Genomic DNA, 14,129 nt, shown 5'->3' on the forward strand with positions numbered 1-14,129 from the left:
GCCAAACTCGCGCATTTAGATTCGCGACCCCGGCTCGTCGGGAGGATCGATTGCCAATGCTGCTGCTTCTGCGGCCTCTTGCCTGGGTGAACACCCAGATCCTGCGCCTTGGGCGCCATCTTGCTTGGATGGCCCTGGCGTTGATGGTCGTGGTGATCCTGACCCAGGTCTTCTTTCGCTACGTGCTGAACAACGCCCTGGCCTGGCCGGATGAGGCCGCACGGTTCCTGATGCTGTGGATGACAGGTCTGATGGCGCCGTCTGCCATGCGTTGGAGCGGGTTCGTTGCGATCGACATGTTGCCCGCTGCGCTGCCCCGCCGGGCCGGGCTGGCGCTGACTCTCGTCCTGCTGTGCCTGTCGCTGATGGTCCTGACAGTGGCAATCGGGCATGGCTGGGCGCACACCTTCGGCTTCGGCGGCAAGTTCGACAGTTCGTCCTTGCGGCTACCTTTCGACTGGATCGGGATGGAGGCGGTGAAGGTCAAGCTCAAGTACATGTACGGCGCGCTGCTCATGTGCGTCTGCCTGCTGTCCGTCGTCACGTTCGAGCTGATCCTGCGCGCGCTTGCCCGCCTGATCGACCCGGATGTGGACTTGCCCGGCGACGACGCTCCGGTCGACCTGCAAGGGGGAGCGGAGTGATGCTGGCCCTATTCCTGCCCGTCTTCCTTGTCCTCTTGATGGTTGGCCTGCCGGTCTTCTTTGCCCTGCTTCTGGCCCCCGGCGCATTGTTGTGGCTGAACGGGCAGGAGCGGGATATCGCCCTGCTTTATCGCAATGTTTACAATGGGGTGGACAGTTTCCCGCTGATGGCACTGCCATTCTTCGTGCTGGCCGGGGAGCTGATGAACCGAGGAGGGATCACCACCCGCCTGGTGGAGTTCAGCCAGGCCCTGATGGGCCATTTCAGGGGCGGGCTGGCGCATGTGAATATCCTCAGCTCGATCCTGTTCGCGGGCCTGTCGGGCTCGGCCGTGGCGGATACCTCGGCGTTGGGTTCGACCCTGATCCCGGCGATGGAAAAGAACGGCTACAGCCGCAAATTCGCCGCCGCCGTGACCGCGGCCAGTTCGGTGATCGGCCCGATCATCCCACCCTCCGGCATCATGATCATCTATGCCTATGTGATGGGCGAAAGCGTGGCTGCGCTGTTCCTGGCGGGGATCGTGCCTGGTGTGCTGGTGGGGGTGGGGTTGATGGTTGTCGTGCGGCTGATGGCTGACAAATACGACTTGCCCAAGGCCGAACGCATCGTCACGCCGGACCAGGCGATCACGCCCTTGGAATCCGGCGTCAGCTTCGTTCTGCTGCGCCTGAACTTTGCAGGCGTCCTGATGGCGCTCTTCGCCGGTGTGACGTCCTTGCTGGCCCTGACCGGGATCGACATCACGCTGAACGGCTGGTTGATCTTCCTGGTCTTCCTGCCCATCGCCCATGTGCTGCTGATGGGGCTGCGCAAGCGGGTGTCCTCGGACTTTCGCATCATCTGCAAGAAGGCCGTCGCGCCCCTGCAGACCCCGATCATCATCCTGGGCGGCATCCTGGTTGGCGTCTTCACCCCGACCGAGGCCAGTGCGGTTGCCGTCGCCTATGCGCTGATCGTCGCCTTCTTCGTGCTGCGGTCGATGAAGGTCCGCGATCTGCCGGCCATCCTGACCCGCGCGGCTCTATCCAGCTCGACCGTGCTGCTTCTGGTCGGCGCGGCGGTGGCCTTCAAGACCGTGGTCAGCCTGTCCCATGCGCCCGAGACCATGGCGGGGTTCATCCTTGGCCTGTCCGACAACCCGTTGATCCTGCTGTTCCTGATCAACGTGCTTCTGTTCATCGTCGGCATGTTCCTGGACGCAGGCCCCGCGATCATCATCTTGGGTCCAATCCTGGGTCCGATCTTCGTCGACCTCGGCGTGCACCCGCTGCATTTCGCGATCATCATGAGCGTCAACCTGACCGTCGGCTTGGCCACGCCACCGATGGGGTTGGTGCTCTTTGTGGCAAGCTCGGTCTCTGGCGAGAAAGTCGAGACGATCTCGCGCGCCATTCTGCCATTTCTGCTGGTCGAAATCGTGGTGATCTTCCTGATCACCTATGTGCCGGCCATTTCCATGACGATCCCGCGTCTGACCGGGTTTGTCCAATAACAAGAACAACTTGAACAAGATAACACGGAGGAAACCATGTTCAAATCGACCCTCAAGGCGTTGTCAGCCGCGGCCCTTCTTGCCGCCAGCGCCGTCGCGGCCCATGCCGCCGATTTCACCATTCGCGCCACCGCGAATTCCAACGAGGCGGACGAGGATTATGACGGCCTGATCGTCTTCAAGAACTATGTCGAAGCCGCCTCGAACGGCGCCATCGAGGTGGAGCTGTTCATCGGCACGCAGCTCTGTTCCAAGGGCGCGGAATGTCTGCAGGGCGTGGCCGATGGCTCGATCGACGTCTACATCTCGACCTCCGGCGGGGCGTCGGGGATCTTTCCCTACGTCCAGGTGCTGGACCTGCCCTATCTGATGGCCAATGACCGGATCGCCGAAACCGTTCTGGCCGGTGACTTCACCCGCAAGATGCGCGAGATGGCTTTGCGTGACAGTGGCGGGGCGATCCGCTTGATGACCATCGGCAACACCGGCGGTTGGCGCAATTTTGCCAACACCCAGCGGCGCATTCAGACGCCCGCCGACATGGAGGGGCTGAAGATCCGCACCGTGGTCGCCGACCTGCCGCAGGAGCTGGTCCGTGCGCTGGGTGCTTCGCCGACGCCGATCCCCTGGCCCGAGCTGTTCACCAGCTTCCAGACCGGCGTGGTTGAAGGATCGAAGAACGGGATCACCGACATCATGGGCATGAAATTCCCGGATGCCGGCCTGCAATATGTGACTCTGGACGGGCACGCCTACATGGGTGCGCTGTGGTGGATGAACAATGAAAAGTTCATGTCCATGCCCGAAGACCTGCGCCGCGTCGTGGTCGATGGGTTTGCGGCCCTGCAACAGGCCACCTTCGCCTCGCCCAAGCGCAAGTCGATCCAGGCCTATGAGGATTTCGTCGCCGGTGGTGGGGACCTCTACGTGCCGACGCCCGAGGAAAAGGCCGCGTTCAAGGAGGCCGCCGCGCCCGTCTATGACTGGTTCAAGGCCAATATCAATGGCGGCGAAGAGATCTTTGACGCCCTGACTGCCGCCGTGGCCGAGGCCGAGGCCGAGATCGACGCGGGCATGTCCATGGACATCAAGTAACCGCGTTACACCGTTTCGGGGCCGCCCACTCCTGCGGCCCTGAAGCCCTCCTGGCCCTACCTGAACGGGTAGAGCCAGGCCCGGTAGTCATCCACCAGAATATGGGCCTTTTCGATTTGCTCGGACGTCATCTTCTTCACCACTTCCTCAAGGGAAATGGCCGCATCGGGATCCCCCCCGATGGCAGAGAGCGTGTACCACATGTAGGCCCGGACCAGGTCCGGCGCTTCCATGCCGCGGCCGACCTCGTAATACCAGCCGACGCCCGATTGCGCGCCTGCGTGCCCTTTCATCGAGGCCCGCAGATACCATTCGAACGCCCGAACGTCGTCGCGCTCGACCCCCAGCCCCAGGGCATACATGACGCCGATCAGTTCCTCGGCCTCGGCATTGCCCGACCGCGCGGCGGGCAAAAGTTCAGCCATGGCCGCAGGATAGTCCTTGGCATCCATCAGGTCGCGTGCCGTTTCGATTTCGGCCAGCGCCGGGGTGGTCAGAAGGGCAAGGGCGCAGAAAAGGGTCGAGGCAAGGTGTTTCATGTGGTCTCCATCCTGGCGGCGCTCGCATGTGCGCCCGCGTATGGGAACCCGCTTCCGGCCCCCTTGCAAGAGGCCGATTTCATCGCTTTCGATCCGGACCAGGCCAAGCTCGGGCAACTTCTGTTTTTCGACCCGATCCTGTCCGGCAACCACAACATCGCCTGCGCCACCTGCCACCATCCGACCCTGGGCACTAGTGACGGTCTGAGCCTGGGGATCGGCGAAGGGGGCGACGGGCTGGGCGCCAAGCGCACCCCGGGCGAGGGCGCGGATCGCATCCGGAAACGCATCCCCCGCAACGCCCCTGCGCTCTGGAACCTCGGTGCGCGCGAGATCGACGTGCTGTTCCACGACGGCCGCCTGTCGGTCTCGGACATCTATGACAACGGCTTCGACAACCCGGCGCAAGAATGGCTGCCCGAGGGGCTGAATTCCATCCTCGCCGCCCAGGCACTGTTTCCCATGACCTCGCAGTTCGAAATGGCGGGCGACCCGGATGAAAACCACGTTGCCGGCGCGGCTTATGACCGGGTCGACGCGGTTTGGCCGATCATTGCCAAGCGGGTGCGGAACGTGCCGGAATACGCGCATCTGTTTGCCGAGGCCTTTGACGACGTGAACGACCCGCTCGACATCACGATCACCCATGTGGTCAACGCCATCGCAGCCTTCGAGGGGACCGAGTTTCGCAGCCATGATAGTGCCTTCGACGCTTTCCTGGCCGGGAGCGAAGGCGCGCTGACAGCTGATCAACGCGCTGGCCTCGACCTGTTCTACGGCAAGGCCGGTTGTGCCTCCTGTCATTCCGGCCCGCTTCTGACCGACCACCAGTTCCACGCGCTCATGCTGCCGCATTTTGGCCCCGGGAAGACCCGCCAATGGGACCCGATCGTGCGCGATGTGGGCCGCATGGGAGCCTCAGATCGGTTGGAGGATGCCTATCGTTTCCGCACGCCCAGCCTGCGCAATGTCACCCTGACCGCGCCCTATGGTCACAATGGCGCCTATGCCACCCTGGAAGCGATGCTGCGCCACCACTTGGACCCGGCTGCGGGCTTCGCTCACTGGCAGCCGCAGATGGCCGCTCTTCCCGAGGTGCCTTGGCTGGCCCGCACCGATTTCCTGCCGTTGGATGACCCGCGAGAACGGGCGCGGCTTTCGGCGCGAGCGGATATCGCGCCGGTCTCGCTGTCAGACACCGAAATCACCCAGCTCATCGCCTTCTTGCACGCGTTGACCGGTACGGAGTCGATCAAGGGCCGCCTGGGTATTCCGGACCGCGTGCCCAGCGGATTGGAGGTGCCGAAATGAACCGGGTCCTTTGCATTGGCGCGGCCGTCGTCGATTTCGTCTTCCACCTGCCCAGCCTGCCCGGCAAGCCCCAGAAATACGGCACCGAAGAGGCCGAGATCGTTGGCGGAGGCTGCGCGGCGAATGCTGCGGTGGCCATCGCCCGGCTGGGCGGTGAAGCGGTTCTGGGTGCGCGGCTGGGCGAGGACCCCATCGGCGACATGATCCTGGCCGACCTTGTGGCGGAAGGGGTGGACGTCGGAAACGTCACCCGCACGCCCGGTGCGCGGTCGAGCTATTCTTCGGTCTTCATCGACGCGGAAGGAGAGCGGCAGATCGTCAATTTCCGTGGCGCCGGGTTGGTGCTGGATACTGGTTGGTTCGAGGCTCAACAGGACCTTGGTGCGGTGTTAACTGATACACGCCGGGTGGACGCCGCGTTGGCGGCGCTCAACCTCGCCAAGGCGCGCGGCATTTCGGGCGTTCTGGATGGCGAGGCGCCTGTCGACCCCCGGCTGATGACGGCGGCCAGCCACGTGGCCCTGTCAATGCAAGGTCTGCAATCGCTCTACCCCGACTTGTCCATCGAGGCCGCGCTGGCCTGTATCCGCACCGAACATGACGCCTGGGCTTGCGTGACCGACGGGCCGAACGGCGTCTGGTTCACGACCAAGATCGGCGTCAGCCACATCCCGGCCCATGACATCTGCCCGGTCGACACCCTTGCTGCGGGTGACGTGTGGCATGGCGCCTTTGCCGTCGCCCTGGCGGAGGGCAAAGATGAGCTTTCTGCCATCCGCACCGCCAACGCTGCGGCGGCCCTGAAATGCATGACCAAAGGGGGGCGGGCGGGGGCGCCCACCCGCGCCCAGCTGCAAGACTTCCTGAAGGAGACGACGCCATGATCACCCTTACCCCCGGCAAGCTCTGGGGCCTGCGCCGCATGGCCGATCAACAGGGCATTTTCAAGATGACCGCCGTGGACCAACGCCCGCCGATCAAGGGGCCGATCGCGGCGCATCTGGGTGTCGAACAGGCGCCCTGGGACCAGGTGGCGCGCTTCAAGGGCATGTTGGTCGAAACGCTGCAGGCCCAGTCGACCGCGATGCTCTTGGACCCGCATTATGCCATCCCCCATGCCCTTGGTGCGCTGTCCCCCACCAAGGGGCTGATCGTCACGCTGGAAGACAGCCTGTTCGGCGAAACGCCTGGGGGGCGCCTGTCCTCGGACATTGACGAGTGGTCGGTAGCCAAGATCAAGCGCATGGGTGGGGATGCTGTGAAAGTGCTGGCCTGGTACCGCCCGGATGCGGGACCCGAGGTGAACCGCGCGCAGCAGGACTATGTGAAGCGCATTGGCGAGGAATGTTCGAAATATGATATTTCGTTCCTCTTTGAACTGCTGGTCTACCCGCTGGCGTCGGATCTGCATCAGACCAAGGAATACATTGAAATGAAGGGGAAAAAGGCGGATGACGTACTTGCCTCTGTCGAAGAGTTCGCCAAGCCCGATTATGGCGTGGATGTTTTCAAATTGGAAAGCCCGGTGAATGCGGCGGATGCCGATGGCAGTGCCGAGGTGCAGGCCGTGTTCGACGAGATGGGGCGCCTGGCGGGCCGCCCTTGGGTGATGCTGTCGGCCGGGGCCGGCAAGCCCGAATTCCGCCGCGTCCTGGAGCACGCTTTCGCCGCCGGTGCCTCGGGGTTCCTGGCAGGCCGTGCGATCTGGCTGGACGCGTTCCAGGCCTATCCCGACTGGGATGCCATCTGCGCGGGTCTGGAAGGCGGCGCGGCCGATTACATGGCGGATATCTCGGCCCTGGCCGATGCGAAGGCCGCGAATTGGGCGTCCCATGCGTGTTATGGTGACGGCGGTGCAAGGTTTACCCCCGCCGACGCCAGTTTCCGACACGGCTATGCCGCCATCTGAAGGAAAGACCATGAGACTAGGCATTCTGCCCCTGGGCCGTCCGACCTTTGACGTGCCCTTTGCCGAAGACAACCTGGCCGCGATGTTGGCCGTTCTGGAGGCCAGCGGGCACGAGCTCATTGGACCGCGCCGCCTGCTGTTCGACGAAGACACCACCCGCGCGGCGATAGCAGAGTTGCGGGCCGCAAGGGTGGAGCAAATCCTGATCCTGCAGGTGACCTTTAGCGACGCTTCCATGACCGTCGCCATCGGTGCCGCATTCGACCAACCTCTGTCGGTCTGGGCCGTGCCCGAACCTCGCCTCGGCGGGCGGTTGCGGCTGAACGCTTTCTGTGGGTTGAACCTGGCCTCCCACGCCTTGGCGCTGAGTGGGCGCGGTTTCGGTTGGCTCTACGCCGACCCAACCGGGAATGCGGCCGGCGACCTGGCCGCGCTCCTGGCCGGGAGGCGCCCGGCGGGCAAGCTGGAACTGACGGCGGTGCCCGAGGCAACGGATGCGGGCCAGCGCGTTGCACAGGCCGTGAACGGCCGCCGTATCGCGCGAATCGGCGAACATCCCGTGGGGTTCGACACCTGCGCCTATGATAAAGCGGCCATGAAGGCGTTGGCCGGTGTGGAGGTGGAGGAGCTGGCCTTGGACGACCTATTCGACACCGCGCGCGCTGTCCCGGCCAAGGTTGCGGCCAGCCTGCGGGCCCAGGCAGAAGCGGACCTGGCGGGGCTTGATGAGGTCAACCCCGACGAGCTCGACCGCTCGCTGCGCCTCAAGGCCGGGCTGGATACCCTCCGCGACACGGGCGGCTATGATGCTTTCGCCATCCGCTGCTGGCCCGAAACCTTCACGGATTACGGCGGCGCGGTCTGTGGCCCGGCAGCGATGATGGGAGAAGGCCGCGTGCCCTGCGCCTGCGAGGCCGACGTCTACGGTGCGCTCACCCAACTGGTGTTGATGGAAGCCGCCCAGGCCCCCGTCTTTCTGACCGACCTGGTGGACATGGACGGCCAAGACGACACTGGCGTGGTCTGGCATTGCGGCCAGGCACCGATGTCCATGCGTGACCCGGATGTGCCTGCCGAGGCCACGATTCACACCAACCGCAAGCAACCGCTTCTGTATCAGTTCCCGCTGAAACCCGGTGAGGTCACTCTGATGCGTATCAGCCAGGCGCACGGGCGGCCCCACATGGTGTTGAGCCATGCGGAAATGCTGAAACGCCCCATGGCCTTTACCGGAACCTCCGGTGTTCTGCGCTTCGACCGCCCCGCTGGCGAGGTGCTGAATGACATCATTGCCAGCGGCTTGGAACATCACATGGCCCTGGTCTATGGCGATCACCGTGAGGTCCTGCGGGGCACGGCTGGCGCGATGGGTCTGCCGCTTCTGGAGCTATGACATGACCATACGATACGGCCTGATCGGGTCAGGCATGATGGGGCAGGAGCATATTCGCAACCTGGGCCTGTTGGAGGGATGCGAGGTGACAGCGATTGCCGATCCGGATGAAGGCATGCGCCAGCGCTCGGTCGAGACCGCCGGAGGCCGCGCGCAGGCTTTTGCTGATTGGCGTGACATGCTGTCCGCAGGCGGGCAGGACGCGCTGGTGATTACCGCGCCCAATGACACACATCATGCGATCCTGATGGAGGTGCTGGACACGAACCTGCCGATCCTCTGCGAAAAACCGCTCTGTACGACTTCGGCCCACTGTCGCGAGGTCATGGCCAAGTCCGAGGGGCGAGCAGCCCCGATCTGGGTGGCGATGGAATACCGCTACATGCCGCCGGTGCAGCGGCTTTTGGCGGAACTCGCCGCTGGCACCGCAGGCACGCCACGCATGATGGCCATTCGCGAACACCGCTTTCCCTTCCTCGACAAGGTCGGCGACTGGAACCGTTTCAACGAACGAACCGGCGGCACGCTTGTCGAAAAATGTTGCCATTTCTGGGACTTGATGCGTCTGACGCTGCAATCGGATCCCGTACGGGTCTATGCCTCGGCCGGTGTGGATGTGAATCACTTGGACGAAAGCTATGATGGCCGCATCCCGGATATCCTGGACAATGCCTTCGTTACCGTCGACTTCGAAAACGGTGCACGGGGCATGCTGGACCTGTGCATGTTCGCCGAAGGATCATATTGGCAGGAGGTCATTTCGGTCACTGGGGAACGTGCCCGGATGGAGGCCAAGGTGCCCGGCCCGGCGCGTTTCTCCGTCGATGGTCGCGAACGTGCAGCCGAGATCGAGATCAGCCATCGCGCCTCCAAACGGGTGATCCGCGAAGAGGTCGAGGTGGACGAAACAGTGCTTGCCGCAGGCGATCACCACGGGTCGACCTTTTTCCAGCACCAGCGCTTCCGTGATCTGGTAAGGTCGGGGCAGGGCGTGCCCGAGGTCTCGCTCGCGGATGGTCTTTGGTCCGTGATCGTGGGCGAGGCGGCGGAGGAAAGTGCACGTACTGGCCAGGCGATCACTGTGAAAGGCTGAGACATGGAGGAATTCGGAACCCTGCCTTCGGGCGAAACCGTGCACCAACTGACGCTGACGGGGGGCGGGTTGACCGCGCACCTGTTGACCAGCGGCGCGGTGTTGCAGGATTTGCGACTGGAGGGGCATGATGCCCCTTTGGTGCTGGGCTTTCCGGATTTTGAACCCTATCTCAGCCGTTCGCCCTATTTCGGGGCCATCGCGGGACGGTGTGCCAATCGGATTGCGGGGGGGCATGCCGAGATCAACGGCGCGACCTACCAGCTTGACCGCAATTTCCTGGGCAAGCACTGCCTGCATGGTGGCGCCGACAGCATGGGCAAGCGGCTCTGGCGGGTCGAAGGCCACGGGCCGCATCACGCGGTGATGGCGGTGACCCTGCCCGAGGGGCACATGGGGTTTCCGGGTACGATGACCGCGCGCATTACATTCCAACTGCTGCGCGGTGGTGTGCTGGACATCGACATGGAGGCCTGGACGGATGCGCCCACGCTCTGCAACTTGGCGCATCACAGCTACTTTGTTCTGGATGACGGGCCGACGATCTCGGATCACCTGCTGAAGGTGGCCGCGCCCAGCTATTTGCCGGTGGATGACGAGCTTATCCCGACCGGAGAGGTACGCGAAGTCGCGGGTACGGGGTTTGATTTCCGAAACTTCGCACCAGTGCGACAGGCCAGCCCGGTCGATCACAACTTCTGCCTGTCCGATGAGCGGACCGCCTTGCGTCCGGTTGCCTGGCTGAAAAGCCCACGCTCCGGTGTGACGATGGAGTGCCGCACCACCGAGCCGGGATTGCAGGTCTACGACGGGGCCAAGATCGACATCGATCTGCCCGGCCTGACCGGTCGTCCGATGAGTGCCCATGCGGGCATCGCACTGGAGCCGCAGGTCTGGCCCGACGCCAACCATCATGATCACTTTCCCCAGGCGCTTCTGCGGCCCGAGGACCGCTATCACCAACACACGCAGTTCGTCTTCACGAAGGAAAACACATGAGCGATTTCAACGGTTTGATGATGCAGGCCAATCTGGTGGGCGGCGACTGGATCGCGGCAGATAGCGGCGGGACCATCGACGTCACCAACCCGGCCACCGGCGCAGTTCTGGGCTCCGTGCCGAACGCGGGCACGGACGAGACGATGCGCGCCATCGCCGCCGCCAAGGCCGCCTTTCCCGCCTGGTCGCGTGCCAATCTGATGACCCGTGTGACCTTGCTGCAAGACTTGCATGACGCGCTGATGGACAACCAGGAGGCGCTGGCCCAGTTGTTGACCGCCGAGCAGGGCAAGCCACTGTTCGAAGCCCGCGGTGAGATCGCCATTGGTGCCGCCTATATCCGCTGGTTCGCCGAAGAAATCCGCCGTGCGAAAGGCGAGATCGTGCCAGCCCCGACAGCCGATCGCCGCCTGATGGTCACCCGCCACCCGGTCGGCGTGGTGGGGGCGATCACGCCGTGGAACTTCCCCAGCTCGATGCTGGCACGCAAGCTCGGCCCGGCGCTGGCGGCGGGCTGCACTGTGGTGGCGAAACCCGCGACCGCCACGCCCTATTCGGGGCTGGCCTGGGGCAAGCTCTGCGAGGATGTCGGCTTCCCGGCAGGTGTCGTGAATATCGTCACCGGCTCCGCGCGCCAGGTCGGGGGGGCGATCATGGAGAGCCCGGATGTTCGAAAAGTGACATTCACCGGGTCGACGGAAGTGGGCAAGACCCTGATCCGCCAGTCGGCGGATACCGTCAAGAAGGTCTCAATGGAACTGGGCGGAAACGCGCCCTTTATCGTGTTTGATGATGCAGACTTGGATGCCGCAGTTGAAGGGGCAATGATTGCCAAGTTTCGTAACATGGGCCAGACTTGCGTCTGCACCAACCGGTTCTACGTTCAGGCGGGCATTCACGACGCTTTTGTTGCAAAACTGAAAGAGGCTGTAGGCGCCATGATCGTGGGCAATGGCGCCGATGATGGCGTGCAGCAAGGGCCGCTGATCGACGAAAGCGCCGTCGCGACGGTTGAAGAGATGATCGCCGATGCCAAGACCAAGGGCGGCACTGTGGTCCAGGGGGGCAAGCGCCATGCCAAGGGCGGCACCTTTTTTGAACCCACCGTTGTGACTGGCGCCACCCGCGACATGCATTTTGCAACGGATGAGATCTTCGGCCCGCTGGCCGCCGTGTTCAAGTTCGATACCGAAGAGGAGGCCATCGAGGCGGCCAATGACACCGAATACGGGCTGGCCGCCTATGCCTACACCCGCGATCTGGGCCGCACCTTCCGTCTGAACGACGGACTGGAATATGGGCTGATCGGCATCAATTCGGGCCTGATCACCACGGTCGAGGCGCCCTTCGGTGGGCTCAAGGAAAGTGGCATGGGCAAAGAGGGCGGCAGCCAGGGGCTCGATGACTACCTCGAGACCAAATACATGTGCGTCGCGGGGCTTTCATGATCCTGATCACGGAGTTCATGGATGAGGAGGCGGTTGAGATCCTGCGCGCCGCCCATCCCACCAGTTATGTGCCCGGGCTGGCCGATGCGCAGGAGGATATCCCGGCGCGTATGGCGGGCATCCAAGCGCTGATCGTACGTAACCGGACGCAGGTCACCCAGACCCTTCTGGATGCTGCGCCCGACCTGAAAGTGGTGGGGCGGCTCGGGGTCGGCCTCGACAATATTGACTTGGATGCCTGCGCTGCGCGCGGGGTGGAGGTAATCCCGGCTACCGGGGCGAACACGCTGTCGGTTGCCGAGTATGTGGTGACCAATGCCTTGATCCTGCTCAGAAACGCCTACCAGGCGGGGCATGCGATGAAGGCCGGGAGATGGCCGCGCGCGGAGTGTTCGGGGCGTGAAGCCTTCGGTCGTCGCCTGGGGCTGATCGGCTTCGGGTCCATCGCGCAAGAAACCGCTCGGCTGGCCACGGCCCTGGGCATGAAGGTCAGCGCCTATGACCCGCATGTGCCGGTGGATGACCCGGCCTGGGAGGGCGCAACAGCGCGGCATCTCGAGGCCGTCCTGGCAACCTCGGATGTGATCAGCCTGCATGTGCCGCTGAACGGCGCGACCCAACACATGATGAATGCCGAGGCCTTCGCGATGATGCGCGAAGGCGCGGTGCTGATCAACGCGGCCCGTGGCGGCGTGGTGGACGAAGCCGCCCTGGCCGCCGCCATGCGCGCGGGCCACATTGGCGGCGCGGCGCTGGACGTGTTCGAGGAAGAGCCCCTGACCGCCGAAGGGGCGCAGATCTTCAAGGGGCTTTCGAACCTCATCCTGACCCCGCATATCGCCGGGGTCACTCAGGACAGCAACACCCGCGTCAGCGCGATGATCGCCGATCTCGTGCTGGAGCGGCTCGGATAGACAAGGCTCAGGGAGGACCAATGGCCAAGGAGATGGACAAGCGGATCATCGGCGATTTCGTCGACAACGGGGTGGATTTCGTCACCTCGGTTCCGTGCAAGCAACTGGCGGGGGTGATCGAAGTGCTCGACCAAACCCCTGCGATCACGCATGTGCCCTCGAACAAGGAAGACGAGGGCATGGGGCTTTGCGCAGGCGCCTACATGGGCGGGATGCGGCCTGCGATCTTCATGCAGAACACGGCGCTGGGCGTGGTGGTGAACACGCTGGCGACGCTGATCCAGTTCTACCAAATCCCGCTGCCGATGCTGATCAGCTATCGCGGCGAGGTTGGTGAACCGGTCGCCTGCCAGGTCGAGATGGCCCTGCACACCAAGGCGATCCTGGACCAGCTGCATATCCCGACCTATCACTTCCACAAGCCCGAGGACGCAAATGAACTGCCGGGCATTCTGAACCACACTCAGATGTGTTCCAAACCCGTCGCCATCCTGACCGATGCCAGCTTCTGGAGGGCCGCCACATGATCCGCCATGACCTTCTGAAACTTTTGATCCCGGTGATCAGTGACCAGCTGGTGGTCTGCAACATCGGCGCCCCCAGCCAGGAGCTGCACGCGCTGGATGATCAGCCCACGAACTTCTACATGCTGGGCACGATGGGGTTGGCCAGTTCGATCGGCTTCGGTCTGGCGCTTGCGCAGGACAAGCCGGTGATTTCGATCGACGGGGACGGCTCGGTCCTGACCAACCTCGCCACGTTGTCGACCATAGCCAACAACCCACGTGACAACTACATCCTGATGATCGTGGACAACGGATCTTACGGCTCGACCGGGGATCAGCCGACCTATTCGGGCGGCAAGACCTCTTTGGCCGCAGTGGCCACGGCCTGTGGCTGTGAGAATGTGATCGAGGTGTCAGCCGAGGACACGCCCCAAGCGCTGGTCGACGCGCTTGCGGCGGGGCGCATGACCGTGATCGTGTCCAAATGCGACAGTGGTAACGTTCAAGTGCCAGTGATCACTATGAACCCGATCACCATTCGTGAACGTTTCATGGCGGCCGTGACCGAGTGATCGCCACGCACTCCTGAAAGTTGAACGCGCGGGCGAATCCCGCGCGGGCGTTGGCCTGAGGGCGCCCCGGTCTGGCCCGATCTGGACACTACAGGCGCTAACATCGGTTCCTGTGTCCGAAAGGTCGCAAATGTGATGGCAAAACCGGCCGCCACCCGCTGGCCATTTGCGACATTCACCCTTAAAAGAGCCCCGGGATCCGTTGCGCCG

Annotated in this window: 14 protein-coding genes; 13 read left to right on the forward strand and 1 reads right to left on the reverse strand. The window is 63.6% G+C overall.

Translation table 11 applies throughout. From position 1 onward, the window contains the following. The first annotated feature begins 56 nt into the window (after positions 1–56). The 3 genes from ACO07D_RS11715 to dctP are packed head-to-tail and all read left to right on the forward strand — an operon-like array spanning position 57 to position 3,235. Positions 57–644: a TRAP transporter small permease gene (locus ACO07D_RS11715; RefSeq protein WP_421703124.1), complete on the forward strand. Its 588-nt coding sequence runs from the start codon at positions 57–59 to the stop codon at positions 642–644. Then, positions 644–2,140, forward strand: a complete 1,497-nt coding sequence (locus tag ACO07D_RS11720) for a TRAP transporter large permease (RefSeq protein WP_421703125.1) — start codon at positions 644–646, stop codon at positions 2,138–2,140. The genes ACO07D_RS11715 and ACO07D_RS11720 overlap by 1 nt, the downstream gene beginning before the upstream one ends. 36 nt (positions 2,141–2,176) lie before the next feature. Further along, positions 2,177–3,235: a TRAP transporter substrate-binding protein DctP gene (gene dctP, locus ACO07D_RS11725; RefSeq protein ID WP_421703126.1), complete on the forward strand. Its 1,059-nt coding sequence runs from the start codon at positions 2,177–2,179 to the stop codon at positions 3,233–3,235. Positions 3,236–3,291: 56 nt separating this feature from the next. Here the strand turns inward: dctP and ACO07D_RS11730 are convergent, their stop codons facing one another. Beyond that, entirely contained in the window at positions 3,292–3,774 is a 483-nt protein-coding gene (locus ACO07D_RS11730) for a tetratricopeptide repeat protein (protein ID WP_421703127.1), read from the reverse strand. A 63-nt stretch (positions 3,775–3,837) separates the two neighbouring features. Between ACO07D_RS11730 and ACO07D_RS11735 the strand changes: the two genes are divergently transcribed. Genes ACO07D_RS11735 through comE form a run of 10 tightly spaced genes read left to right on the forward strand, consistent with a single transcriptional unit; the run spans position 3,838 to position 13,919 of the window. Further along, positions 3,838–5,085, forward strand: a complete 1,248-nt coding sequence (locus ACO07D_RS11735; protein WP_421703128.1) for a cytochrome-c peroxidase — start codon at positions 3,838–3,840, stop codon at positions 5,083–5,085. Next, positions 5,082–5,969, forward strand: coding sequence for a PfkB family carbohydrate kinase (locus tag ACO07D_RS11740; RefSeq protein WP_421703129.1), 888 nt, complete (start codon positions 5,082–5,084; stop codon positions 5,967–5,969). Before ACO07D_RS11735 ends, ACO07D_RS11740 begins: the two co-directional genes overlap by 4 nt. Then, positions 5,966–6,994, forward strand: a complete 1,029-nt coding sequence (locus ACO07D_RS11745) for a tagatose 1,6-diphosphate aldolase (RefSeq protein WP_421703130.1) — start codon at positions 5,966–5,968, stop codon at positions 6,992–6,994. The genes ACO07D_RS11740 and ACO07D_RS11745 overlap by 4 nt, the downstream gene beginning before the upstream one ends. Positions 6,995–7,004: 10 nt before the next feature. Further along, a complete protein-coding gene (locus ACO07D_RS11750) occupies positions 7,005–8,387 on the forward strand; it encodes an L-fucose/L-arabinose isomerase family protein (protein WP_421703131.1) in 1,383 nt (460 codons plus the stop codon). Between the two features lies 1 nt (position 8,388). Further along, the gene (locus ACO07D_RS11755) at positions 8,389–9,480 is read left to right on the forward strand and encodes a Gfo/Idh/MocA family protein (RefSeq protein WP_421703132.1); all 1,092 of its coding nucleotides are present in this window, start codon (positions 8,389–8,391) and stop codon (positions 9,478–9,480) included. A gap of 3 nt (positions 9,481–9,483) precedes the next feature. After that, complete coding sequence (locus tag ACO07D_RS11760; RefSeq protein WP_421703133.1) at positions 9,484–10,479, forward strand: aldose epimerase family protein; 996 nt, start codon at positions 9,484–9,486, stop codon at positions 10,477–10,479. Beyond that, positions 10,476–11,927, forward strand: coding sequence for an NAD-dependent succinate-semialdehyde dehydrogenase (locus tag ACO07D_RS11765; protein ID WP_421703134.1), 1,452 nt, complete (start codon positions 10,476–10,478; stop codon positions 11,925–11,927). The genes ACO07D_RS11760 and ACO07D_RS11765 overlap by 4 nt, the downstream gene beginning before the upstream one ends. Beyond that, complete coding sequence (locus ACO07D_RS11770; protein WP_421703135.1) at positions 11,924–12,841, forward strand: hydroxyacid dehydrogenase; 918 nt, start codon at positions 11,924–11,926, stop codon at positions 12,839–12,841. Before ACO07D_RS11765 ends, ACO07D_RS11770 begins: the two co-directional genes overlap by 4 nt. A gap of 20 nt (positions 12,842–12,861) precedes the next feature. Continuing rightward, positions 12,862–13,368 (forward strand): sulfopyruvate decarboxylase subunit alpha, encoded by a 507-nt coding sequence (gene comD / locus ACO07D_RS11775; protein ID WP_421703136.1) that lies wholly within the window; start codon positions 12,862–12,864, stop codon positions 13,366–13,368. Then, complete coding sequence (gene comE, locus ACO07D_RS11780; RefSeq protein WP_421703137.1) at positions 13,365–13,919, forward strand: sulfopyruvate decarboxylase subunit beta; 555 nt, start codon at positions 13,365–13,367, stop codon at positions 13,917–13,919. The genes comD and comE overlap by 4 nt, the downstream gene beginning before the upstream one ends. The last annotated feature ends 210 nt before the right edge of the window (positions 13,920–14,129 follow it).

The organism is Aliiroseovarius sp. (assembly GCF_965228805.1).
In the GTDB taxonomy this organism is placed as follows: Bacteria; Pseudomonadota; Alphaproteobacteria; order Rhodobacterales; family Rhodobacteraceae; genus JASBTN01.